This window comes from Dysosmobacter sp. Phy (assembly GCF_054476235.1).
The window spans coordinates 92,813-117,817 of sequence record NZ_CM136997.1; the positions used below are offsets into that span (position 1 = coordinate 92,813).

General features: G+C 59.3%; 21 protein-coding genes. 8 read left to right on the forward strand and 13 right to left on the reverse strand.

The genetic code is table 11. The features are described 5' to 3' along the window. Window positions 1–127: 127 nt before the first annotated feature. Window positions 128–1,510, reverse strand: coding sequence for an MATE family efflux transporter (locus ACVDHE_RS00445; RefSeq protein ID WP_458885223.1), 1,383 nt, complete (start codon window positions 1,508–1,510; stop codon window positions 128–130). Window positions 1,511–2,167: 657 nt separating this feature from the next. On the opposite strand from ACVDHE_RS00445, the gene ACVDHE_RS00450 reads away from it, so the two are divergent. Continuing rightward, a complete protein-coding gene (locus ACVDHE_RS00450) occupies window positions 2,168–3,595 on the forward strand; it encodes a Na+/H+ antiporter NhaC family protein (RefSeq protein ID WP_213038939.1) in 1,428 nt (475 codons plus the stop codon). 66 nt (window positions 3,596–3,661) lie between these two features. Here the strand turns inward: ACVDHE_RS00450 and ACVDHE_RS00455 are convergent, their stop codons facing one another. Next, window positions 3,662–4,627, reverse strand: coding sequence for a LysR family transcriptional regulator (locus ACVDHE_RS00455; RefSeq protein ID WP_458885224.1), 966 nt, complete (start codon window positions 4,625–4,627; stop codon window positions 3,662–3,664). Between the two features lie 355 nt (window positions 4,628–4,982). Between ACVDHE_RS00455 and megL the strand changes: the two genes are divergently transcribed. Then, window positions 4,983–6,176, forward strand: a complete 1,194-nt coding sequence (megL, locus tag ACVDHE_RS00460) for a methionine gamma-lyase (RefSeq protein WP_213038941.1) — start codon at window positions 4,983–4,985, stop codon at window positions 6,174–6,176. Between the two features lie 130 nt (window positions 6,177–6,306). Here megL and ACVDHE_RS00465 read toward each other — a convergent pair whose 3' ends face one another. After that, window positions 6,307–7,122 carry a M15 family metallopeptidase gene (locus tag ACVDHE_RS00465; RefSeq protein ID WP_458885225.1) on the reverse strand — a complete coding sequence of 272 codons (816 nt, stop codon included), beginning with the start codon at window positions 7,120–7,122 and terminating at the stop codon, window positions 6,307–6,309. 285 nt (window positions 7,123–7,407) lie between these two features. Between ACVDHE_RS00465 and ACVDHE_RS00470 the strand changes: the two genes are divergently transcribed. From ACVDHE_RS00470 to ACVDHE_RS00490, 5 genes are all read left to right on the forward strand, one after another. After that, the gene (locus tag ACVDHE_RS00470) at window positions 7,408–7,968 is read left to right on the forward strand and encodes a hypothetical protein (RefSeq protein ID WP_458885226.1); all 561 of its coding nucleotides are present in this window, start codon (window positions 7,408–7,410) and stop codon (window positions 7,966–7,968) included. A 137-nt stretch (window positions 7,969–8,105) separates the two neighbouring features. Then, window positions 8,106–8,762, forward strand: coding sequence for a response regulator transcription factor (locus ACVDHE_RS00475; protein ID WP_325284804.1), 657 nt, complete (start codon window positions 8,106–8,108; stop codon window positions 8,760–8,762). Between the two features lie 4 nt (window positions 8,763–8,766). After that, window positions 8,767–10,167: a sensor histidine kinase gene (locus ACVDHE_RS00480; RefSeq protein ID WP_458885227.1), complete on the forward strand. Its 1,401-nt coding sequence runs from the start codon at window positions 8,767–8,769 to the stop codon at window positions 10,165–10,167. Continuing rightward, window positions 10,164–10,922, forward strand: a complete 759-nt coding sequence (locus tag ACVDHE_RS00485; RefSeq protein ID WP_458885228.1) for a hypothetical protein — start codon at window positions 10,164–10,166, stop codon at window positions 10,920–10,922. The genes ACVDHE_RS00480 and ACVDHE_RS00485 overlap by 4 nt, the downstream gene beginning before the upstream one ends. Before the next feature lie 103 nt (window positions 10,923–11,025). Beyond that, on the forward strand, window positions 11,026–11,445 hold the full coding sequence (locus tag ACVDHE_RS00490; protein ID WP_458885229.1) for a DUF3298 domain-containing protein: 420 nt from the start codon (window positions 11,026–11,028) through the stop codon (window positions 11,443–11,445). A 368-nt stretch (window positions 11,446–11,813) separates the two neighbouring features. Here the strand turns inward: ACVDHE_RS00490 and ACVDHE_RS00495 are convergent, their stop codons facing one another. The 9 genes from ACVDHE_RS00495 to ACVDHE_RS00535 all read right to left on the reverse strand — a co-directional run bounded on the left by ACVDHE_RS00495 (window position 11,814) and on the right by ACVDHE_RS00535 (window position 21,180). Further along, window positions 11,814–12,746 (reverse strand): FAD:protein FMN transferase, encoded by a 933-nt coding sequence (locus ACVDHE_RS00495; protein WP_458885230.1) that lies wholly within the window; start codon window positions 12,744–12,746, stop codon window positions 11,814–11,816. 45 nt (window positions 12,747–12,791) lie between these two features. Then, window positions 12,792–13,733, reverse strand: coding sequence for an FMN-binding protein (locus tag ACVDHE_RS00500; protein ID WP_418726192.1), 942 nt, complete (start codon window positions 13,731–13,733; stop codon window positions 12,792–12,794). A gap of 13 nt (window positions 13,734–13,746) precedes the next feature. Further along, entirely contained in the window at window positions 13,747–14,742 is a 996-nt protein-coding gene (locus tag ACVDHE_RS00505) for a hypothetical protein (RefSeq protein ID WP_418726193.1), read from the reverse strand. A 48-nt stretch (window positions 14,743–14,790) separates the two neighbouring features. After that, window positions 14,791–15,780: an ABC transporter ATP-binding protein gene (locus ACVDHE_RS00510; protein ID WP_458885231.1), complete on the reverse strand. Its 990-nt coding sequence runs from the start codon at window positions 15,778–15,780 to the stop codon at window positions 14,791–14,793. Further along, window positions 15,770–16,825 (reverse strand): ABC transporter ATP-binding protein, encoded by a 1,056-nt coding sequence (locus tag ACVDHE_RS00515; protein ID WP_213039802.1) that lies wholly within the window; start codon window positions 16,823–16,825, stop codon window positions 15,770–15,772. The genes ACVDHE_RS00510 and ACVDHE_RS00515 overlap by 11 nt, the downstream gene beginning before the upstream one ends. A gap of 34 nt (window positions 16,826–16,859) precedes the next feature. Beyond that, window positions 16,860–17,735, reverse strand: a complete 876-nt coding sequence (locus tag ACVDHE_RS00520) for an ABC transporter permease (protein ID WP_213038951.1) — start codon at window positions 17,733–17,735, stop codon at window positions 16,860–16,862. A 4-nt stretch (window positions 17,736–17,739) separates the two neighbouring features. Then, entirely contained in the window at window positions 17,740–18,678 is a 939-nt protein-coding gene (gene nikB, locus ACVDHE_RS00525; protein WP_213038952.1) for a nickel ABC transporter permease, read from the reverse strand. Between the two features lie 88 nt (window positions 18,679–18,766). Continuing rightward, on the reverse strand, window positions 18,767–20,146 hold the full coding sequence (locus tag ACVDHE_RS00530) for an ABC transporter substrate-binding protein (protein ID WP_458885232.1): 1,380 nt from the start codon (window positions 20,144–20,146) through the stop codon (window positions 18,767–18,769). A 251-nt stretch (window positions 20,147–20,397) separates the two neighbouring features. Then, window positions 20,398–21,180, reverse strand: a complete 783-nt coding sequence (locus ACVDHE_RS00535) for an FMN-binding protein (protein WP_458885233.1) — start codon at window positions 21,178–21,180, stop codon at window positions 20,398–20,400. 300 nt (window positions 21,181–21,480) lie between these two features. Here ACVDHE_RS00535 and ACVDHE_RS00540 point away from each other — a divergent pair, with 300 nt between their 5' ends. Beyond that, on the forward strand, window positions 21,481–22,395 hold the full coding sequence (locus tag ACVDHE_RS00540; RefSeq protein ID WP_458885234.1) for a LysR family transcriptional regulator: 915 nt from the start codon (window positions 21,481–21,483) through the stop codon (window positions 22,393–22,395). 257 nt (window positions 22,396–22,652) lie between these two features. Here ACVDHE_RS00540 and ACVDHE_RS00545 read toward each other — a convergent pair whose 3' ends face one another. After that, complete coding sequence (locus ACVDHE_RS00545) at window positions 22,653–25,004, reverse strand: M56 family metallopeptidase (protein WP_458885235.1); 2,352 nt, start codon at window positions 25,002–25,004, stop codon at window positions 22,653–22,655. Between the last annotated feature and the right edge of the window lies 1 nt (window position 25,005).

Here is a 25,005-nt window from a genome sequence, read left to right on the forward strand (position 1 = left end):
GCAGCCATCGCCCAGACGCTGATATATGTTCATCCTGCCTGCAGCGGGATAAGCAGTCAAACGCCGGGGGTATGCATCCCGGCGTTTGGCAGCGGATCATATTTCACGGGCAGGTCATCCGGCCCGATCACGGAATCTTCGCGGGCTCCCCCACAGCAGGACGGAACCTCCGGTACACGCAGAAGGACACCAGTACCGTCAGCGTATCTGCCGTCACCTGGGACCAGACGATGCCGAACATTCCAAAGAGATGATTGAGCAAAAACAGCATGGGGATGTTGAATACCAGCCACCGAACCGTCCCCAGGAACAGGGAGATCCAGCCCTTCCCAAAGGCCTGGAACAGATAGACGGTGAAAAAGCTCAAAAACATCAGCGGCGTGGCCAGCACCCGAATTCGCAGGAACTGCGAGGCAAGGGCCACCGTCTGGGCATCGGAGATAAACAGATGGGCAAACTGAACAGCGAACAGCTCGTAAAGCGCGATGCTGATTCCCGCGACGACCAGTCCCAGCCGGCAGGACAGCCGAACGGTATCCTCCATCCGCTGTTTGTTTCCGGCGGAGTAGTTGTAGGCCACCAGGGGCAGCATACCCTGACAGATACCGATGCCTACATTCAGCGGAAAGCGCTCTACCTTCAGCACAATCCCCACGGCAGCCATGGCCAGATCGTTATAGGAAACCATCAGCTTATCCAGGATCACATAGTCCAGGTCAAAGAGGAACGTGGCAACAGCAGAGGGGATCCCCACACCGAAAATGGCCCGGACGCTGTCCGGCCGGGGCAGCCCCGCTTTCGGAGAAACAGTGATCACCGATCCGCGCCCCATCCGGATCAGCACCGTCACGAAAAAGAGGAAGGCAGTACAGTTGGACAGGCACGTGGCAAGCCCCGCTCCCAGCACCTCATACCCCTCCGGCATCAGGATAAACATGAACAGCGGATCCAGGGCGATATTCAGAAGGCCGCCCAGAATAATCCCGGCGCTGGCCGCCCGGGAGCGTCCCACGCTGCGGATCAGATTGGCCAGCACATTGGAAAGCACTGTCGGAACGCCGCCGGCGACAATCACGCACAGGGCGTACTGCCGGGCATAAAGATACGTATTTTCGCCAGCGCCAAGCAAATCCAAAAGAGGATCCATAAAAGCCGCGACCGACACCGCAAACAACGCAGAAACGGCAAACCCCAGGTACAGGGAAAAAGCGCTCACCCGTCGGGCCTCCCGCTCGTCACCCCGCCCCAGCAGACGGGAGATCAGGGATCCCCCGCCTACGCCAGCCAGACCCGCCAGGCACAACGTGAGGTTGAATACCGGCAGGATCAGCGAAGTTCCCGCCACCATGTAGGGGTTGCCGGTCTGTCCCACGAAAAAGGTGTCCGCCATATTGTAGATCAGAACGATCAGCTGGCTGGTCACCGCCGGAAGAATCATTTTCCGCAGCGCGGTTGGAATGGGATCGTTTTGAAAGATATCCTCCCGGGTGGAGGACGCATTTGCCTGCACGATACAACACCTGAACTTTCCCACGGCCATGCCGTCTGCCAATGTTTCCCCGGCACACCGTTTTTGATGATTTTCCTTATTGCTTATCATATCACACAAATGGTAAACCTGCCATCCCATCCGTTCCAATTTCTACAGATACGAATGTGCCGGCGGTATCTTCCCGCCGCCTGCTTTGCCGAGGCCGTTTCCAGGTTTGGAGCGGCCTCTTTATTTCCGGAGGTCCCATACCAAGCGGAAAGAGCTTTTCCCCGCAAGCCCTCCCCAAACGCCCGCCGAAGGCCAGCCGCTCCGTGCACAAAACATGCCTAGTACAAATATGACATTTTCCAAATACGGCAGCGTCCCACTGCTGCCCAGCGAACGGCACTGTTCCAAAATCACCAGCGAAACAAAAGGAGTAATCGTTTCCTTCTGCGGATCCCAAAAGAATTCTCTTCCGTATCCGTCCGTGGGCAGTCCTGGTCAGGAGCGTGCGCGGCAAAGTTTGTTATCAAAAAAACAGGGAATGTATTATTTGAAATCGGTATTAACAGTTCCCTTGCAGATTATGATATGATTTGCACAGAGAGAAGGGCAAGAAGCTATATATTTTTATGCAACAAGACGAAACGAGGGTGTGTTCACGGGAAAACAGAATCGTAGAGGAGAAAAATTATGGATAACACCTTGAACAAGAAAGGCAGAGGCACCGCGCTGATCCCGTTCCTGGTATTTGTGGTAATTTACCTGGGCGCCGGCATCATCCTTCAAAGTCAGGGCGTGGAAATGGCCTTTTATCAGTTCCCCTCCGTAACCGCCATGTTCATCGCCGTGCTGGTGGCATTCGCCATGACCAAAGGCGCCATCAACGAGCGGTTCCGCATTTTCGCCAAGGGCGCGGCCAATGAGGACGTGCTGACCATGCTGATCATCTACCTGCTGGCCGGTGCCTTCTCCAGCGTGGCCGCCGCCATGGGCGGCCGGGACGCCACGGTCAATCTGGGCCTGTCCCTGGTCCCCGTTCATTTCCTCACCGCCGGTGTGTTCATCATCTCCGCTTTCATGGGCACCGCCACCGGTACCTCCATGGGCACCATCAGCGCCATCGTTCCTATCGCCGTGGGCCTGGCCGACAAGGGCGGCCTCAGCGTCCCCATGATGGTGGGTGCCTGCGTGGGCGGCGCCATGTTCGGCGACAACCTCTCCATGATCTCCGACACCACCATCGCCGCCACCCGCTCCCAGGGCTGTGAGATGCGCGATAAGTTCCGGGTGAACTTCTATATTGCGCTGCCGGCCGCCATTATCACCATCATCATCCTGCTGATCGTGGGCCGTCCGGAAGTGGTTCCCACCATGGAGGCTCTGGAATACAGCATCATCAAGGTGGTGCCGTACCTGCTGGTGCTGATCCTGGCTCTGGTAGGCATGAATGTGTTCCTGGTGCTGACCATCGGCATCTTCGCCGCCGGTATCATCGGCATGGCCACCGGCTCCCTGGATATCTTCGGCTTCGCCCAGAATATCTGGTCCGGCTTCACCGGCATGAACGAAGTGTTCTTCCTGACCCTCTTCTGCGGCGGTATGTCCCAGCTGGTCATCCACAACGGCGGCATCTCCTGGCTCATCTATATGCTGCGCAAGATGATGAAGGGCAACAAGTCCGCCCAGGTGGGCATCGCCGCCCTGGTCTCCCTGGCAGACTGCGCCACCGCCAACAACACCGTTGCCATCGTGCTCACCGGCAGCATGGCCAAGGATATCAGCCGGGAGTATCAGGTGGATCCCCGCCGCACCGCCTCCCTGCTGGACGTGTTCTCCTGCGTGTTCCAGGGCATCATTCCCTACGGCGCTCAGCTGCTGTCCGCGGCGACACTGACCACCGCCTGCGGCATTGCCATGAACCCCACGGAAATCATCCCCAACCTGTGGTACTGCTGGGTACTGGCCGCAGTGGGCATCCTGTCCGTCTTTGTTCCCTTCGCCGACAACGTCTGCCGCCGCGATCCCTGGAACTGGGAATATGATGTGGCAGAGTCCGGCGTGGCCGCCAAGAAGGCCGCCATGGAGCAGGAGACCGCCGAGTCCGCTTCCAATTCCTAAATACGCTTCAACGCCGGCCCAAAAGGCCGGCGTTGTTTTTTCCCTTTTCTGCTGTGCCGTGCTCCTTTATCCCTCACTCCGGCACAGGGATCGGTGAACTCGCTCTGTAAAGGCAATGGACTCCGCGATGGATTGATCCAGAAGCCCGACAAACCGGGCGGCCTGGGGTGAGATCTTGCTGCTGCGGGACCGAATCCAGCCAAGGCGCATACAGGTCTTTCCCGCCAGCGGGATAGTCACCACTGCCTGGCTGGTCAGCCGCTCCACCAAAAGACCGCTGCCGGTGGTGAAGGCGTCGGTGTTGGCCAAAACGTTCATCATGGTGGCACGGTTGTTGACGCTGATCTGCTGAGCGGGCTTTTTCAGGGAAAGCGTCTGGTACTCCTCCGAAAAATCCGTCCCCACGCCCTGGTTATGCTCAAAGGACACGTAGGGATAACCCGCCAGGTCCTCCTCACTCACACCGTCCCGGTTTGCCAAGGGGTGCCCCTTGCGAACATAGATGCAGGGGGACACAGCGGCGATCTCGCGAAACTCCAGCTCCCGGGCGTCCAGCAGCCGGCGGATAATCTTCTCCGTCAGTTCCGTCAGGAAAATGACGCCGATATCCGCCCGGTGGTCATAGACATCATCGATCACAGCGTCCATACCGGCCTCCCGGATGGAGAAGCAGTAGCGGTTTTCCTGAGCGCTCTGAAGCATCCGCAAAAAGGCGTCCTCCGTGAAGGGATAGCGCTGGGTGGAGACGGAAAAGCGGACGGGCGCCGCCGCGGCGGAGGCCTCGCCGTACAGGCTCTCGATCCGCTGCTTCTGCTCCAGGAGGGAAACGGCGTAGCTGAGGAATTCCTTGCCCTCCGGCGTGAACTCCACGCCTCGGTTGCTGCGGGTGAAAAAGCGGATTCCCAGCTCCTCCTCCAGCTCCCGCACGGCGGTGGAAATACCGGACTGCGATAAAAAGAGTTTGTGGGCAGCCTTATTGATGGATCCGCACTTGGAGATCTCCACCACATATGTAAGCTGCTGGAATGTCATATGCGTCCCCCCATAACTGGTGTTCCTCCACCCTTTCTTCCAGCTTTTACTATACTCCAGCGATCTGGTCTTGTCAAACAGTTATCAAAAAAAGCGTGAACAAATTACGCAAATACCGTACTAACACTCTTTCAAAGAGCGTGCTAGAATATAGTTGAAAACAACAAAAACTCATGCTCGCTTTGCAGTATTTCTGTCTGTATATGCCATCGTTTTTTATTTAAAACACCCTTTGCTCTTCTTCTCTTCTCAACTTACCCCTTCAAAAGCAAACTGTATTCAATCGCGGAAAAAGAATAACAACAGCCATCACGCTGTCTGACAGTGCGAGTCGCCGAGAAAGGACGGTACGTATATGAACAAGAAGAACCTGGGCTTTGCCACCCGTCAGATCCACACCGGAAAGGTCTCCAACGACGCCGGCGCCCTGTGTGCCCCGATCTATCAGACCTCCACCTTTGAGTTCGAGACCGTGGAGCAGGGCGGCGCCCGCTTCGCCGGTCAGGAAGCCGGTTACATCTATTCCCGCCTCGGCAACCCCACCGTCGGCATCGTGGAGGCCAAGATGGCGGAGCTGGAGGGCGGCGAGGACGCCCTGGCCACTGCCTCCGGCATGGGTGCCATCTCCACCGCCATCTGGAGCAGTGTGGAGGCCGGCGATGAGATCGTGGCCTGCGACACCCTCTATGGCTGCACCTACGCCCTGCTGAACCACGGCATCTGCAAGTTCGGTGTGAAGGTCACCTTTATCGATATGACCGATCTGGAGGCGCTGAAAGCCGCCCTCACCAGCAAGACCAAGGTGGTCTATCTGGAGACTCCCTGCAATCCCACCCTGAAGATCGTGGACATCGCCGCCGTGGCTCAGATCGCCCACGCCTACAACGCCGATATCAAGGTCATGGTGGACAACACCTTCTGCACGCCTTACCTGCAGCGGCCTCTGGAACTGGGCGCCGACGTGGTGGTCCACAGCGCCACCAAGTACTTAAACGGCCATGGTGACGTCATCGCCGGCGTCGTGGTGGGCAGCAAGGACTTTATCGGCACCTGCCGTATGTTCGGTCTGAAGGACATGACCGGTGCGGTCATGAGCCCCTTCAACGCCTTCCTGATGGCCCGGGGCATGAAGACCCTGGACATCCGCATGGAGCGCCACTGCGCCAACGCCAGAAAGGTGGCGGACTTCTTCGCCGGCCACCCGGCGGTGGACAAGGTCTACTATCCCGGCCTGGACAGCTTCCCCGGCCACGAGATCGCCGCAAAACAGATGAAGCTGCCCGGCGGCATGATCTCCATTGAGCTCAAGGCCGACAAGGCCGCCACCGCCGCTGCGCTGAACAAGCTGGAGCTGTGCGTCATCGCCGTCTCCCTGGGCGACGCCGAGACGCTGGTGGAGCATCCCGCCACCATGACCCACTCCACCTACACCGCCGAGGAGCTGAAAGCCGCCGGCATCTCCGAGGGCCTGGTCCGCATCAGCGTGGGTCTGGAGGATCCCGAGGACATCATCGCCGACTTCAAGGCAGTCCTGGATACGCTGGTCTGATTGAATTGCATTTTTGGAACTCCCCTTCCACACAGGGAAACCGCGCCGCAAAACAGCTGTTTTGCGGCGCGGTTTCCTGCGTCAGTCCGATCTCATGCCGTCCCAAGCGGCCGGCACCATCTAAAAGGCATCAGCGCATCTCCCCCGCCCAGCGATCCAGGTATTCCTCCAGACAGAGGCCCTGTTCCATGATCGTCCGGGCGGCCTCCTCTCCCACATAGCGGTAATGCCAGGGCTCATAGCCGATGCCGGTGAGATCGCTTTTATCCGTGGGATACCGGAGGATGAACCCATAGGCGGCGCAGTTGTCCATCAGCCACTGCTGGACGGGCGTGGTCTCCTGCCGTTGGCCCAGCAGCTGATACCCCGTATCCACAATGTCCACTGCCAGGCCGGTCTCATGCTCGCTGGTGCCAGGCCGGGCCACCCAGCGGGCCGCCTCGTCCCCGGCATCCTCCCGGGAATACCCCTGCGTCAAAAGACTGTCCATCTTGTTTTGGAACAGCTCCTCCTGTTTGTCCCGAGTGCGGTAGGACGAGCAGATCATCGGCTCCAGCCCCTCCGCCCGGCAGTCGTCCATCATCCGCTGCAAGGCAGGGTACACCCGGCTGTCCACGGCGTGACCGCCATACAGCTCTGTCAGCTCCGGCACCTGAAAATCCTCCGGCAGCACATGGGCGGCATTCACCAGCCGCAGCTCCCACGTCTCCCCTTCCGGCAGGCAGCCGCCTGAGGGCTGCTGTTCCTCGGAACTGGACTGCAGCAGATCGTCTGTGGTCCCGATGGCCGGCTCCTCCATATGTATATTCCGGGCTGCGTTCTCCTCCTCCGCAGCCCGGGCAGAGCCCAGTACGAACCCCGCGCAAAACAGCGCCAGCCCCAGCAGGAGCAGCAGGAATTTTCTGTACCAGCGCCGGCGGCAGGAGGAGCCGGTCCGTCGGGCCACATGGTATTCCCGCTTCGGGATAGGGGCGGGACGGGATAACGGGACGTTTTTTGGGGGCCGGGACATGGCGGACACACCTTTCAGCATGAAATTTCGCCTTTCACTCTACCGGTCCTTTCCCGCAAAATCCCCGCTCTTTTGCATCAAACTCCCATCATCTTCCCAAGTTCCCGCGAACATGGTGAGCAGCCTTCCTTTTCGGAGAAAAACTTTTTTGTCCGCCCGTTCGTCTATAAGACAAAGGCCGGAAATCCGGCTATCCAAACAAGGAAAGGACCATATACCATGCGTAAACATCTGAGCAAAATATTTCTGCTGACGGCGGCATTGTGCCTGCTGCTGGCCGGCTGCGGCCAAAGCGGCCAGAACGCCGAAACGCTTCCGGAGAACTCCACCGAGCAGAGCGAACAGGCCGAGCAGCCCGCCCAGGCTCCAACCGGAGAGGCGGAGGGCGACGAACCGGCTGCGCCTGAAGAGACGCCGGAAACCGATGAGCAGACATACACCGACAATTTCTCCGTGGACCAGGCCGCCGCAGAGGCCTTTGCCCAGAAGATCCAGGCAGTCGTTGCGGACAAGGATATGGAGGGGCTGGCGGATCTCATGATGTTCCCCAACTACGTGGGCTTCCCGGAGGATGCGCAGTTTGTGGAAACCCGGGAGGATTTCCTCGCTCTTGATCCCAGCCAGGTCTTTACAGAGGACCTGCTCACCGAGGTCAGCACAGCGGATATTTCCTCTCTGGAGCCCAGCCAGGCTGGCTTCGTTCTCTCCGCCAGCGGCCGCCCCAACATCGTCTTCGGCGTGGCCGAGGGCAGCCTCGCCATCGTAGGCATCAACTACTGACGCATTCCCCGTAAGGGCGGGAAAGGCGCCCGCCTCTGGCGGGTGCCTTTTTCCTGTGCGTGTCCGCCGCCCTCCGTCGGGCATGATGCAAAAATGATGGGAGAGGAAGCTATCTTATCAAAAAAGGAGGTGCGCCGATGAACAAGATCCTGATAGCCGAGGATGAGGCGCCCATTGCCGATCTGGTCCGAACCGTGCTCACCGACGCAGGCTACCGCTGCGTCTGGGCGCCGGACGGGATCCGGGCGGCGGACCTTCTGGAACAGGAATCCTTTGATCTGGCACTGCTGGACATCATGCTGCCCGGAGCGGACGGATACGAGTTGCTGGACTACTGCAAGACACTGGAGGTGCCCGTGATCTTTCTCACTGCCCGGGGTGAGGTGGAGGACCGGGTCCGGGGACTGCGCCGCGGCGCCGAGGACTACCTGCCCAAGCCCTTCGCCCTGCCGGAGCTGCTGGCCCGGGTAGAGACGGTGCTGCGCCGCTGCGGCAAGGCCTCGCAGCTTCTGCATCTGGAGCCGGATATTGAGATCGACCCCGCCGCCCGGATCGTCCGCAGGGCCGGTCAGCCTGTGGCCCTGACAGCCAAGGAATTTGACCTTTTGGTGTTGTTCGTTCAGAACAGGAATGTCGCCCTGTGCCGGGACCGGATCTTTGAGCGGGTGTGGAACGAGGAATATCTGGGGGACAGCCGCACCGTGGACCTCCACGTCCAGCGGATGCGGAAGAAGCTGGGCCTGGAAGAGCGGCTGACGGCGGTGTACAAGGTAGGCTACCGATTGGAGGGGTGAAGTCTTGCGGCTTTTCTGGAAGCTGTTTTGCAGCATGGTGGCCATGACGGCCCTGGCCTGCTCCATCAGCGGCTTTTTGCTGATCGACGGCCAGTTCCGCTCCGGGCTGGACGCTCAGGCGGAAATAGCAGTGACGGAGCACACCATCCTCCGGCGTATGCTGCTGCGGGAGATGCAGTTTTCCCGCAGCTTCAGTCTCGCGGACGTAGCCCGACTGGCCAAGGACTCCGCCGCCTCCCTCAGCCGCGGCGGCATCTCCTTCCGCCTCAGCAGAGAAGATGGGCAGACGCTCTCCGGCATCGCCCCGCCCGCCACATCGGCACTGACCTCCTCCCTGTCGCAGACGCAGCTGGGATGGGAGGTTCTGCGGGCCGGGAGCCGGTTTTACCTGCACACAGCAAGTCCCCTGGAGGCGGAGGACGGAACGCTCTATCTGGAGACCTGGCGGGACGCGGGCGATCTCTTCTCCGCCAGGCAGGCCCAGTACAACGCATTTTCCTACCTGCTGCTGGGGCTGATCCTGGCCTCGGCGCTGGCCGCTCTGGCTGTCAGCGCCTGGATCACCCGCCCCTTGGGGCGGCTGTCCGAGGCAGCGCGGCAGATGGCCGCCGGGGAGCTGTCCCGGCGGGTAGCTGTCAGCAGTGACGACGAGTTGGGCCAGCTCTCCCGGGATTTCAACCTTATGGCGGAGCAGCTGGAGCGGCACGTGGGCGAGCTGACAGACACTGCCCGTCGGCAGGAGGACTTCCTCCACGCCTTCGCCCACGAGACCAAGACGCCCCTGACGTCCATCATCGGCTATGCAGAGCTCCTGCTCTCCCGTCCCGCCCAGCCTCAGCTGGTACGGGAGAGCGCCGGTCATATCTTCCGGGAGGGGCGTCGGCTGGAGAGCCTGTCCCGCAGGCTGCTGGACCTGTTCGTTCTGGAAAAGGGCAGCTTCTCTCCCCGCCCCACTGAGCTGGCGCCCTTTTTGGAGCGGGTGGGCGCAGTCCTGCGGCCGACGCTGGAGCAGGCGGGCATCCGCCTGGAGATCCGGGCTGTCCCCGGCACAGCGGAGCTGGAGCCGGATCTGATGGAGTCCGTGTGCCTGAATCTGCTGGACAACGCCCGCAAGGCCGTGGGCGCAGAGGGCCGCATCCTTCTGGAGGGCGCTCCCACAGCCGGCGGCTACCGTATTCAAGTGTCAGACAACGGAAGAGGGATCTCCCCGGAGGACCTGGGCCGGATCACCGAGCCCTTTTACATGGTGGACAAATCCAGATCCCGCGCCCAGGGCGGCGCCGGGCTGGGTCTGACCGTATGCCAGCGGATCGTGGCGCTCCACGGCGGCACGCTGACCTTCGAGAGCACTCCGGGTAAAGGTACCCGGGTCAGCGTTGATCTGAAGGGAGGGGACGGCGGTTGAGATCGTTCAAAGCATGGGGTCTGCCGGTCCTGACCGGTCTGGTCGTGCTGGCAGCGGTACTGCTGCCGCGGCAGCTCTCCATTCTGCGGGACCGGGGAGAACTGGCGGCTGTCCACGTAGAATCCCTGTCGGAGGAGGATCTGACTGTCCGGGAGATCCCCCTGCCGGAAAAGCTGAAACTGCTGTGGCGGGCCGTTCAATACCCGGACCTGGAGGTGTTTTCCACCTCCCAACCCCTTCCGTCACCAGGAGCACAGGCGGCGGAGCAGGCAGAAGAGATATTTTTTCAAAGCGTGGAGACACTTGCGGACTGGGGTGTTTTACCGGCAGGCTACGACCTGGAGGCACTGACCTTCCAGGGCGGAAGCCGGGCAGTCTATGTGCGCTCCGACGAATATCAATCTGTCAGTATGCTGTATTTGCAGGGCTCCTCTGCCCATCAGGACAGCTTCTGGATCGTGGTGGATGAAGAGACCGGTCTTCCGGTGTGGTTCGACTGCAATCTGCGCTCAGCAAAGAAAGCACTCCCCTCATCCGAGGAGCTGGGGCTTCGCTTTTTGAAGGGTCTGGAGCTCGAGGCGCAGCAGCGCGGCCCTGCGCTATGGGAGATCGACGGCACCGGGGGGCTGATATACGCCGCCCGCACAGAAAGCCTGTATGGACGTATCTGTGTAGAACCGCTGGGTTTTTCCGGAAAGCTTTTCAGGGAAGACCGCGCTTCCAGCTCCGACGCCCCGCTGTCGGAGAACTGGTGATGGCGAAATGATGCAAAAACGCGGCCACTTTGCGGCCTGGGTCTTGTAAAGTAAAGATACCAAGAAGGAAGCGTCTCCGGAACGGAGATCCGTACAAACAGAAATGGAGGAATCGACCATGAAGAAAAACGGCTATCAGATGCTTGTGCTGCTGACGCTTTTATGTTCCATGCTGCTTCTTTCCGCCTGCACCGCAGAGGCGGCAGCCGGAGAGGAAGCTGCCGCACCCGCGGCGGAGGAACAGACAGAGCCAACCCTGGAATCGCTCCTGGGCGAGGACTATGTCGATTATCTGACAGAGACCATCACCATGCAGATGGGCAACCGCATGGACAAGGACCCTGAGGTCCGGTACTTCCCCATTGAGGACAACGCACCGCTCAGCGACTATGTTACCATCGACGAGAACACCGAATTTGAGGTGGATGACGAGGGCAACCCGGTGATCATCTTCCCGGCAGGGACGGTCACGGACGAGGCCAACGGCGTGCAGAGTTTCCGCGTCCCCAAGCTGTACCAATAAGAATGTACACGGAGGCCTCCGGCATAAAGCCGGAGGCCTTCGTGTGTCTGAAAGGCTTCTCCCACTGCGGCAAACCGCTCCCCTGTCATGGAGCGCCCAGCCCCGTCAAGAGAAGAATTGCTGCCCGGAGCGGTACACGGCGTGCGCGGCAGGCGGAACCGGCGCCGCCGCAGCAGACCCACAGCCAGGGCGTCCCTTTGAATGGCTCCGCGTCCCCATTCCTTCGCAGCCATTCCCCTCTCCACCAGGAGTCGGGAGCTTTGGCACCCACACGCTGCCCCCCTTCAATCATCATCCGCACCATACACCGGCGCCGACAGAAGGATCGCCCATATTCCGCTTTTCAGCAGAATATGGGCGATCCAAACTCATTTCATTGAAACAAACGAAGCCCCGGCAGAAGCACCGACACTTCCGTCTTTCCGCACGGCAACATATTCGATGACTTCCCCGCTATCGCGCCGGAGCTGTTCCACCAGCTCTCTTCCCCGGTCCTCGCCAAGGGCAAAAAATGCAGTGGAGAGCAGATCCGTATACACCGGTCTGGAGGACACGATGGAAACGCTCTTCAAGGTCAGAGGAATGGGATACCCCGTCTTTGGGTTCAGAAGATGGTGATATATGACCCCATCCTTTTGAAAGCTGTGCTCATACCAGGAGGATGTGGCGATTCCCGTATCCATCAGCTCCACGGATCCAAACACCGTGCCCGGATCATCCGGGTCCCGGATCGCCACTTTCCATGGCCGGAGCGCTCCGTTTTCTCCTCTGCGCGCCCCCATCACAAACAGGTTCCCACCATAGTCCAGCACCGCCTGGCGTACGCCGCCCCTGCGGAGACGGTCCACAGTCAGCCCCAGGGCAAATCCCTTGCCCGCAGCACCGGGATCCAGTCCTACATCCGGGATGTCAAACGACACCGTGCTGCTCCCGGGGTGCAGATGGATGTGCTGATAGCCCACCCGGGCCAGCGTCTCCCGGATCTGCTCCGGGGTAGGCACCTGCGGCGGCTCCGCCAGAAAATCCCACAGCTTGATCAGCGGTCCCACCGTCAGATCAAAGGCGCCGTCTGTCAAACGGCAGATCTCCAGATTCTGCTCCAGAAAGCGCAGCAGCGTCTCGGAAACCGGCGTCGCCTCTCCCGGGCGGATATCACGGCACAGGCGGGACAGTTCAGACTCCGGATCGAACATACTGAGTGTGCGTTCCAGCTGGTGTGCTTCTTCCTCGCACTGATCCAGCAGGCCCTCGCTTCCATCGGGGAGTTCAGCCGTGATCCGGCAGAGCGTATCATACGCCAAGAATGCCCGCATATGTTCCATAGCGTGTTCCCTTTCCGCTTCGGTTTACTTCACAACGCCGTCCTTGCGCATTTCCTCCAGCACCACCTTGGCCATGCGCAGGTAATTCATGAAGGCAGGATACATGGGACGGTTCTTGGGATCCATGTCCAGATGCTCCCGATCCGGGTTGGGATCGTCCCAGATCATGCCCATGTCCTTGCCGGCCGCATGGGGCAGGCCGGTCAGATCCAGCATATTCTGCGTGGCGCAGACCTTCTGGTTCAGGTTGTCCATCTGCGTGCGGAAGCCCACCAGGAAGGCATGACGGTCCCAGCCGGAGGGGAACGGATCCTCATAGGTGGGGCAGTCGTATTTGGACTGGCGGTAATACTTCTTCAGCTCCGGATGAACGATGTCCTCCTCATTGTCAGCAAAGATCTCGTCAAAGCGGCAGGAGATGATCTTGCCATCCTCTACCACCACCTTCAGCCAGCCGGTGAGGCCGTAGCCGTAGTCCTCGGAGTAGCTGTACAGCTTCTTGCCGGAGGGCTTGTCCAGCTGGGCGTCCAGCTTCGCCGCAAAGGTCAGCAGCTTCTTCACACTGCCGGAGGCGCTGGCCACCAGGTCAAAGTCGCCGCTGAGGCTCTGCTTTTCCATCATCTGCTGCTCTACGTACTGCATGCCCATGGTCAGCACGGAGCCGGCCTTCTGCATGCGGGGCTTGGTGTACTGCCAGAAGCTGTAGCTGGAACGGCGCTTGGAGATATCCCGGTAGAGGTGATTGTAATAGGAGGGCGCCGTGATCTCGTTGAGCTCCACGAAGATCAGCTTGCCGTCGGCCTTCACCGCTTCCACGATACCCAGATGGCCCGGATCGGCGGGGAATTCTCCCTCTACGCCGGGATAATAGGGCGGGAATCTCTCCTCGATGCGATAGTAGTCGCCCTTCAGCATCCCCTTGGGGGGCTGTACAGACCAGACAGGCTTCTTTCCTGCGTTATCCATTGTTCGTTCCTCCTTACTTCAGGATGCCGTCCTTGACCATTTCGTCATGGACGACTTTGGCCAGACGCAGATAGTTGTTCCAAACGGGAGAGCGGGGCCGGGTGACGGAGCGGGCGGTCGCGTCGCTGTTGGAGATCAGCGCCACGTCATCCTTGTGGGGCTTGTCCCAGACGACGCCCATGTCCGGGCCCTCCACGCAGGGCAGGCCGGAGATGTCGAACATATCCTGGGTCTGGCAGACCTTCGCGTTCAGCTGGTCAGACAGATCTTTGAAGCAGACCAGCCATGCGTGCCGGTCCCAGCCGGAGGGGAACGGATCCTCATAGGTGGAGGAGTAATATTTGGACTGGCGGTAGAACTGCTTCAGATCGTCATAAACGATCTCGGAAGTGTGGTCAGCAAAAATCTCATCGTAGAAGCACTTGACGATCTTGCCGTCCTCCACAACAACTTCCAGCCAGCCTGTCAGGCCATAGCCAAAGTTCTCATTGTAGCCGTAGTAGCGCTGCTTTTTGTGGTTGGGATCCTTCATCTGCGCAGAGATGACATCCTTCAAGCCGATCATGTTCTTCATGGAGAAGGAGGCACCGGTCAGCAGATCATAGTCGGCGTCCAGGTCCTGCTTTTCCAGGATCTGATCCTCCACATACTTGAAGCCGTTGGCCAAGACACGGCCATAGTTCACGCTGCGGCGCTTGTCATGGAAATCCTGGAAGAACTGGAACTCGGTATAGCGCTTGTTCAGGCCCTGGAAATGACGGACATAGTAGTTGTCCATGGTCGTCTCGTTGAACTCTGCATAGGCGATCTTGCCGGCATCGTCCTTGACCACCTCCAGCTCGCCCTTATGGCCCTTGGCGCCCCAGCGGCCGCTGTAATACAGCTCGGCGTGGTAATAATCGCCCTTGACCATGCCCTTGTACTGGGGCTGCACGGTCCAGTCGATCAGCTCGCTCTCATTATCCTCATGCCAGGGGCCCAGGCCCAGCCATCTCGTCTTGTCGATCATTTGAATCGTCCTCCTTATAAGATTTATTTTCTGCCTTCCTCGGCAGGATCATTGCGCAGGCTCACTTTCAGCAGCCGGAAGCGCCCCCGCCCGGCAGCAGGCGCAGAAATGTCCGCTGCCGAAATCTCTCAGAGCCAGATCCCGGCCGGTACATCCCTCCTGAGCGTACAGGCACCGCTTGGCAAAGCGGCAGCCGGGCTCCGGGTTGATGGGGCTTTGCAGCTCGCCGATGAGCTTTACCCGCTGCATCTTCTGACGGCTGCTGGGCACAGGAATGGCCGACAGCAGCGCCTGGGAATAGGGATGGAGCGGATTGCGGAACAGCTCCGCAGACTCCGCCGTCTCCACCAGCTGGCCCAGATACATCACCGCGATCTTGTCAGAAAAGAACTTGACCACGGAGAGGTCATGGGTGATGAAGAGATACGTCAGATCAAATTCCGCCTGCAGGTCCTTCAGCAGGTTCAGCACCTGCGCCTGGATGGACACGTCCAGAGAAGAAACCGGCTCGTCGCAGACGATGAACTGGGGTTTGAGGGACAGGGCCCGGGCGATGCCCACCCGCTGGCGGCGGCCGCCGTCCAGCTCATGGGGATAGGCGTTGAACAGGCGCGCCGACAGGCCCACCACGTCCATCAGCCGCGCCACCTCGGCGTCCAGCTCCGTGCGGCTGCGGACCTTTCCGTGGATCCGCAGGGGCTCCCCGATGATCTCGCCAATAGACATCCGCGGGTTCAGCGAGGAAAAGGGATCCTGGAAAATGATCTGAAGATCCCGCCGCAGGTCATGCAGCTTCTGCTTGTTCATCTTGCAGATATCCTGGCCGTTGAAGAGGATCTCTCCGCTGGTGGCCTGATGCAGTCCCAGGATCAGCCGGCCGATGGTGGACTTTCCGCAGCCGGACTCGCCCACAAGACCCAGGGTCTCTCCCCTTCGGATGGAAAAATTCACGCCGTCCACCGCATGGAGGGTGCCGGTGGGACTCTTGAAGTACTTCTTCAAATCCCGGACTTCCAGGATCACGCTCTTATCTTCCATGTCGCACCTCCTCCATCAATTCCGGAGACTGGAAAACACCCTGATGGGCCAGGCAGCGGACCAGATGGGTCCCGCCAACCGAGGTCATTTCCGGCTTTTGGGCACGGCAGGCGTCCGTTGCATAGGGACACCGGGGGGCGAAGGCACAGCCCTCCGGCAGCTCCGTGGGATCGGGCATCTGGCCCTGAATGGGCTTGAGCTTCTCCGCAGTGCTGTCCAGAGACGGAATCGATCCGAACAGGCCGATGGTGTAGGGATGATACGGATAGTCAAATACCTCCGCAATGGTGCCGCTCTCCACGATCTCGCCGGCGTACATGATGGCTACCCGGTCGCACACCTGGGCCACAACGCCCAGGTCGTGGGTAATCAGCAGCAGCGAGGTCCGGAGTTTTTCCTTCAGATCGCTCATCAGCTCCAGCACCTGGGCCTGGATGGTAACGTCCAGAGCGGTGGTGGGCTCATCTGCCAGGATCAGCTCCGGCGTACAGGCGATGCTCATGGCAATGACCACCCGCTGCTTCATGCCGCCGGAGAACTGGTGCGGGTATTCGTCATAGCGGGCGCGGGGAATACCCACCATCTCCAGCATATCGCCGGCCTTTCTGCGCCCTTCCTCCTTGCTGCACTTTTCGTGCTGGTGGATGACCTCCGCGATCTGGTCGCCCACGGAGTAGACCGGGTTCAGGCTGGTCATGGGGTCCTGGAAGATCACGGAGATCTTGCTGCCGCGGATCTCCCGCAGGCGGGCGGGCTTTGCCTGGAGCATATCCTCGCCCTCAAACCAGATCTCGCCGTCCACGATCTTCCCGGGGGGATCTGCGATCAGACGCAGGACCGAAAGGGCCGTGGTGGTCTTGCCGGCGCCGGTCTCTCCCACCAGGCCCAGGCTCTCGCCCTTGGCGATGGTCAGGTCCAGGCCGTTGACCGCGTAGACCACATCTTCATCCGTGTGATATTCCACCCGCAGACCGCGGATGTCCAGCAGCGCATCCGTCTCCTGGGTCTGAGGGGCGGGCTCCTTCTCCGGCAGAGGGGTTTCCATACGAGTTTTCTCTTCCATAAGGCGTCCTCCCTTCTCAGTTCTTCAGCTTGGGGTCCAGCGCATCCCGCAGACCGTCTCCCAGCAGGTTCAAGGAGAGGATGGTCAGCATAATGGCGATGCCGGGGAATGCGCACACCCACCAGGCGGCCCGGAAATACTGCCGTCCGGTGCTGAGCATGGAGCCCCACTCCGGCGTGGGCGGGCTGATGCCCAAACCGATGAAGCTCAGGCTGGCAATGGCCAGGATGGAGCCGGCAATGGACAGCGTGGCCTGAACGATGATGGGGGCCATGCAGTTGGGCAGGATGTGCTTGAGGATGATGCGCTTGTCGCTGGCGCCGATGGCCCGGGCGGCCTCGATGTACTCCTCGTTCTTGATGGTCAGCACCGCGGAGCGCACGATCCGCGCGAAGGGCGGAATATTGGAGATACTGATGGCCAGCATCATGTTGGTGACACTGGTGCCCATGGCCGCCACCAGGGCGATGGACAGCAGAATGCTGGGGATCGCCAGAAAGACGTCCATGATGCGCATGATGACGTTATCTACCCGACGGCTGCCATAGCCGGCGATAGCGCCCAGCAGGCCGCCCACCACGGTGGCGATGGCGATGGTGACAAAGGCCACCGGCAGGGAGATCCGGGCACCGTGGACGATGCGGGCCAGAATGTCCCGGCCCACCTCGTCAGTGCCCAGCCAGTGCTCGGCAGAGGGGGGCTTGAGCTTCAGCGCCGCGCTCTGCTTGACCACCAGGGTCTCATAGTCAAACAGCAGGTCGGCAAAAATAGCCAGGAGGATAATGACGGCCAGAATAACCAGTCCCACCACGGCCATTTTGTTCTTTTTCAAGCGGCGCCAGATCGCGGCCGCCTGGGATTTCTTCTTGTTTTTCTTGATTTCCGCAGCCATCCGCTCACCCCTTTACCGTTTTGTACTGGGCCCGAATACGGGGATCCAGGAATGCGTACAGAATATCGATGCACAGGTTGATGATGGTGAACATGGTGGCCAGCACCAGCACACAGGCCACCACCACAGGGGTGTCCTTCAGCTTGATACAATCCACCAGCAGCCGGCCGATGCCGGGCCAGGAGAACACCGTCTCCACCAGCACAGCACCGCCCAGAGAAAAGCCGAATTGCAGACCCACAGTGGTAACAATGGGGATCATGGCGTTGCGCAGGGCGTGGCGGATGGTGATGACGCTCTCCTTCAGGCCCTTTGCCCGGGCGGTACGGATGTAGTCCTGCCGGATGGTCTCCAGCATGGACGAGCGCGTCATACGGGTGATCATGGCCAGAGAGTTCGCACTGAGGGTGATGGCCGGCAGCACCAGGGCGCCCCAGGTCTCAAAGTTCGAGGACGGGAACCACCCCAGTCCCGCCGCGAAGATCACGATCAGCATCAATCCCAGCCAGAAGTTGGGCATGGACACGCCGAACAAGGCGCCCACCATGGAGATGTTGTCCACTGCCGAATACTGATGGGTGGCAGATATGACGCCCAGCGGAATGCCGATCAGGATGGCGAACAGCATGGCGCAGGCAGAGAGCAGAATGGTGTTCGGCAGCCGGGCGGCGATCTCTGCCGCCACGGGGTTGCCCGTATCATAGGAGGTTCCAAAATCCAGCTGGACCGCGTTGATCACATAGCGGCCGTACTGGACCAAAAACGGATCATCCAGGCCCAGCTCCTCTTCCAGAGCGGCGTAAGCCTCCTCGGAATAGTTATCACCCAGCATCATCTGTACCGGGTCGCCGGGCGTAAAACTCATGATCGTATAGACGATGAAACTGACGCCCAGCAGCACAGGGATCAGCATGATCAGCCGTTTGAGAATAAAACGGTACATCTGTCACTCTCCTTTTCTCTGTGACACAGTTTGCACAAGCGGGCGGCGGCTGCTGCCGCCGCCCGCTGTTCCGGATATCCGGAAGCGCTTATTCAAAATAAGTGCCGTTGATGTAGTGAGACTTGCCCGGATAGAGGCCGAAGCCCTTCACGTTGGACTGCATGCCGGCATTCAGATGCTCAACAGCCAGAGGAACCAGGGGAGCGGCGTCCGCCACGATCCGCTGGATCTCCGCGTACAGCTCCATGGCGTGCTCGGTGTCAGTGGTAGTACTGGCCTCGTCGATCATGGCATCCACCTCAGGCGTGGCCCAGAAGGAGCGGTTGCCGGAGGGGCCGAAGGCCTCGGTGTGATACATGGCGCGCAGCATGGAGTCGGGATCGATGGAGGTCTTGGACATGATGTACATGTCGTGGGCACCCTCACCGGTATCCGCATAGTACTGGCCGTTCTCCATGGTCTTGACCTCAGCCTCGATGCCCACCTGGCGCAGCTGCTCCTGGATGACCACAGCGGAGTCCCGCATCACCTGGCTGTCAGAGCACCAGAGGGTGGTGGAGAAGCCGTCGGGATAGCCAGCCTCGGCCAGCAGCTCCTTGGCCTTTTCCACATTGTAGGAATACGAAGAGCAGTCGGAAATATAGCCGTCCACGCTGGGAGGCATCATGGTGTAGTTGGCCAGGGTAGCCTCGCCGCTGAACACCAGGTCGATGTAATCCTGGGGATTGAGGGCATAGGCGATGGCCTGACGGACCTTCTGGTTATCGAAGGGCGCCTTCTGCACATTCACGCCCACATACCACACAGTGGTGCTGGGAGAGGTCATGGTAGTGACAGTCTCGCTGCCCTCCAGGCTCTCCAGATCGGTAATACCCAGATCATAGGCCAGGTCCACCTCGCCGGTCTCCAGACCAATGGTGCGGTTCAGAGCCTCGGGGATGGTGCGGAAGATGATGCGCTTGATAGCCGGAGCGCCGCCCCAGTAATCCTCAAACGCCTCCAGCACCACATCGCCGCCAAGCTCCCAGGAGACAAACTTGTAGGGACCGGCACCCACGGGATTCTTGTTGAACTCCTCGGGGCTGGTATCCGCGCTCTTGCAGATGATGGACGCCGCATCCAGCGTCAGGCGGGGCAGCAGAGCGTTGAAGGGCTCAGAGGTCTTGATGGTGACAGTATAATCATCGTCGCAGGTAATGCTCTCAATGATCAGGTAGTTGTAGTTCACACCCGGGTTTGCCATGCAGCGCTCCAGGCTGTATTTGACATCCTCGGAGGTCATCTCCTCGCCGTTGTGGAATTTGACGCCCTTGCGCAGATGGAACACCGTCGTGGTCTCATCCACCACGTCCCAGCTCTCAGCCAGACCAGGCACCAGATTCATGTCGTAATCCAGCATGACCAGCCGGTCGAACATCTGCGTCGTCACGCGGAACGTGGCGATGGACGCCTGTACCATCGGATCCATATAGGTAGGCGACTCAGGGACAGCAACAATCAGAGTATCCTTTTGACCGGCTTCAGCGCCATCGGCATCCCCGGAGCCACTCGGAGTGGTCGTGCTGGAACCGGTCGGGCCGCAGCCTGTCAGCGCTCCACAGAGTAGGACCATTGCGGTGAATAATGCGAAAATTCTCTTCTTCATTTTCATCGTGTTCCTCCTATACGATCGTTGTATTTATGAAACCGCCGCTCCGGCGGTCACATTCCCACACACCGTCAGCCGCACACACCGTCAGATCTCAGCGCGGCTTCCACCTTCCGTGCCAGAGTCAGGTAGTTGTCCCATTCCTTGGCTCGCTTGGGTTCCTCTGTAAAAGGAAGCCCCGTCAGATCCGTCAGGGACTGCGTACGCACCACCTGCTGTACCAGCAGGTCGAAAATACTGTTAAACCCGGCGCCGATGGTGGAGATATAATCCGGAGAATGATATTTGGACTGCCGGTAATAGGGCTTGAGCTCCGGATCCGGGATGTCCTCCTGACGGTCCGCGAAAATCTCATCATACGACAGAGAAACGATCTTCCCGCTCTCCAGCACGACCTGAAGCCGGCCGGTAACGCCCGGCTCCACCTGTTCCGCATAGCCGTAATACCGCTGACCGGAGGGAGTTTCCAACCGTTCTGCGATCTCCTGCGCCAGAGGAAGCATAGACCGCTTGATACTGTTGGAAGCGCCGGTAAGCAGATCGAACTCGCCGGTCAGCCGGTTTTCCGCCACCATCTGCGCCTCCAGGTGGGTCAGACCATTGACCAGCACAACGCCCGATTTGGCGGTTCGCTCCTTGGTGGCCTGAAGGAAACCGTAATCCGACAGCCGCTTGGATACGCCCTGATAGCGCTTGATGTAATAGGTGGGGTTATTGATCTCGTTGAACTCCACCATGCGGATCCGCCCATCCTCCCGGACCACCTCCAGAATACCGTGGTATCCCTTGTCCCCGGGGAAATGAGGGGCGAACCAGTTTTCCGCCCGGTAATAGTCGCCTTTTACCAGTCCCATCGGCGGCTGAACGGTCCAGAACAACTGGTCCAGTATGTTCACTGTCTTTTCGCGCTTTTTTTCCGCCATATCTGTATCTTCCCTTCTTCTCTCCAGCTCCGCCGGAAAAGCATTTTCCCAGGCTTGAAATCAATATTGGGGACAACTATAATAATGAAGATAGTCGAAGTGCGCAAAAGGCGAGCCCTTTTTGTCTTTTCCCGGGTTTCATTATAGCATAGGGGCCGTCCAAACAGATTATACGAAACTCTGGTAAGCAATCGCAATTTGAGATACCCTGCGCAAAGGAGCGAGATACAGATGAACACCGAACACCTGACTTATATTTTGGAAGCATTTAAATGCGGATCTGTCAACAAAGCGGCCCGAAATTGCTATATCTCCCAATCTCATCTCAGCTCCATCATCAAACATGTGGAGAACGAAATCGGCTATTCACTGTTTCACCGAACAGCCAGCGGAATTGTCCCTACGCCGGAGGGGCTGGTTTTCATGAGCCATGCGGAAAAAATCGTCACAGAACGAAACAATATTCAAAATATCCCGGAAGCCATGGCGGAAGACGACAGTCTTTCCATCGTCTGTGCCCGCTCCGCGTTTGTCCTTCAATGCTTTTTTGATTACAAGCAGCGCTATCCCAACCACAACAGCACACATGATAAATTTCTGGAGGCAGGTCTGCGGGAAAATCTGAAGAACATCGTGGCGCGCAACTGCCGCCTGGGCATTTTGGTCATGTTTGAGCAGATCATCCCCAAATATATGGATCTGGCAGATCAATACAATCTGGAACTGACGATCCTTCAGCACTCTATCCCGGTAACCGCCTTCATGTCAAAAAATCACCCGTTGGCAACGGCGGAGAATATCTATATTGATGATCTGGCAAAATACCCTTTTATTGCCGATGCCCATATTGACCACGACGATACACTGGAAATCCTCGGCCTCCACAGAAACACAGATCTGCTGTATATCTGTGACCGGGGGACCATCTTTGACGCCGTGTGCAAGGGAAACTATATTTCCATCGGCATCAGCATTCCGGAAAAGGATGCGCAGCGGCTGAACTGTGTCTGCCGCCCTATCGCAGACGGCGCCCCCATGTCCGTGGGCCTCCTTTATTCTCAAACATTGGCCCTTCGACCTCAGGAAAAGCACTTTATCCGTTATTTGAAGGAGCAGCTCCACAGGCGCTATTCCAGCAGCAGATAACGGCTTCGCACGTTCTCATTCTCCCATGTGGCAGCTCCCAGCCATGCCGCACACAGGATATCTCCCGACAGTCATTCCGCCTGCTCCGCGAGTTGCAGATACAGGCGCCGCCGACAGCCTGACCCCCAAATAACGGACAGCCCGGAACACAGATCAGCGCACCGGGGAGGGCCATAGCCCTCCCCGGTGCGCTGTAAACTTTCAATTCATAAGCCGCATACAGATTTGATAAGCAGCCTCTAAGTCAGACAGTCCACTCATTGCCCGGCGCCGCTCCGGACGGCTTGATAACTTCGGATAAAGGCAAGCGGGTCCTCCCGCCGGAGGTCGATCTGGTCGTTTTCCGTACCCAGAAGTATATACAAAGGTTTCTCGCCCGGAGTAAAGCTCCCGATCCAGACAGAGAATGTTTCATCAATAGGATAAACCCGTATGTAAAGGCCGGATCCAACCTCTCTGGAATCATATAGTTCAAAATCCTCCCAGGACAGACTCTCGCCCTTCTCCGACAGGGTTCGCACATCCTCCAGGGTCAGCCGGGGCTTTCCGGACTCCCCGGCAGGGCTGTCCGAATCGCTTTCAGGCCATTCCAACAGCTCCATGAGGGCACGAATACCGGATGCGGAGTTCCCGGTCTCCGCAAAGCTCTCATACCCCAGAGACTGGAGATAGGCGTCGTTTTCAACGCTGGAGCCCGCATAGCCGGCGGTCCCATCAGACCCGGCGCATCCGATGTTGACCTCTGACAACTCCGGAACCAAAGCCAGCATCAGATCCGGAACGGCGTTCTGCATCGTCCGGAAAGCATCCTCGTCCGTCACCGCGTCATACCAGATCACAATTCCTGTCTTTGCATAGGGCGGGAAAGTATTTGTACCGCCAGGCCAGTACGCGCCGGTATGCATGGCCGTCAAAAACTGCGGTTCCTCTGCCAGGTCGTAATACTGCAGTTCGTAGTCCCCGCAGGCAGATGCCCCCATGGCATCCAGCAGCGTGCGGAGCGCCGCCTGAGCACCATAGTCCTCCGGATCACGCAAAGTCTCCACCCGCAGGTCATACAGCATCTGAGCCAGGTCCAGCGGCAAATCCTGATAGATCTCCGCAGTCTCGGAAGAGATCGCCAGCCGGTACTGGATCACCGTATCATTGACCTTTGCCAAACTCCAGCCGTCGTGGTAAACACAGATTGCTCCATCCGTCTTCTGAGAGAACAGCACGCTGTACAGCACCACACTGTCCCCTGCGTCCAATGAATAGGTTGCTTGGGACTGGGCCACTTGCAGGGTGCCGGAGCCTACCACACTGCCCATCCCGGTATACCGAGTCCGGGGCAGCTGGTCCGTCCGCTCTTTCGTTGCTCCGTTTTCCTCACACCAGGTGGTCACCTCTCCGGAAAATCCTCCGGAGGGGAGGACCGACGACTGGGCCCGCAGGGTAAAGGTGCTCCTGTGGGGCATCTCATCCCAGTCATCCTCCTGAAATCCCTCAAGCAGTATCGGCTCACCTGAAATCAGCCGCCCGTCCTGGTAGATCTCCTGGTAAACCGCATAAGAGCGAACCGGCGCTTTCAGCGTCATCGTCACTTCCACACCGTTTCCCACCGCTTTTGTGTTGACCGTACTCCTGCTGTCGGCATTGGTGCCGCACACCACCGCCAGAACAACCACCACCGCCACGGAAAGGATCACCAGCCAGAGTTTGGGCTCCTTCCACCGCAAAACATTCTTTACCCGGTCCCGGGTGTCCCCCTCGCCGAAGGCCAGGGGCGCTCCGGCGATGATCTTCCGCCCGGTGGCCAAGCGCAGGAGGGATGCGGAGTAGTCTGCCCGGACGGCCTCGCCCAGCTTCTTCATCACCGCCTCGTCGCAGCTCATCTCCATATCCCGGCCCAGCAGCACGAACATGAGCCACACCAACGGGTTGAACCAGTGAAGGCAAAGAGCCAAAAACGCCAGCAGCTTCACCACATGGTCCAGCCGCCGGATGTGGTGGCGCTCATGGAGCAGGATGTACCCCCGCTCCCCCTCCGGCAAGGCGGAAGGCAGATAGATTTTCGGCCGAAACAATCCCAGCACGAAAGGCGTTTCAATGTGGTCCGCCAGATAGACCCCCTTTTCCAGAGGCACCGCCCCCACCAGCCGCCGGCGCAGGCGGAGCAGGGACGCCACGCCGTAAATCACCATGGCAGCCGTACCTGTCATCCAAAGGATGGTGGCAATGGCCATGGGAGCCTCCAGGGGATCGGCCACCATCTGCTCCTCCCCCCGAGGCAGAGCCTCCGTGATAGACTCGCCCACTCCGGGCACCGGCAGTGTCACCGATGGCTCTGGATTATGGACCACGTCCCGGGGTACATAAGCCGCCGCACTGGTGTGGGCTGTCACCTCCGTCACCGGCGTATCCAGCAGTCCCATCAGGGAGATGCCCGCCGTCAAAGACACTGGACACAGCAGCCGGAACAGCACCACCAGCCACAGCGCGTAAGAACAGGCCCGAGGCGCCCGCCGCAGGGCCAGCCGGGCCAAAAGGACCAGAACGATCACGATGCTGGCGGTCAGCGTCATGTTCAAAATGATGGGCAGCAGCTCATAAGCAAGGAAATCTCCCATC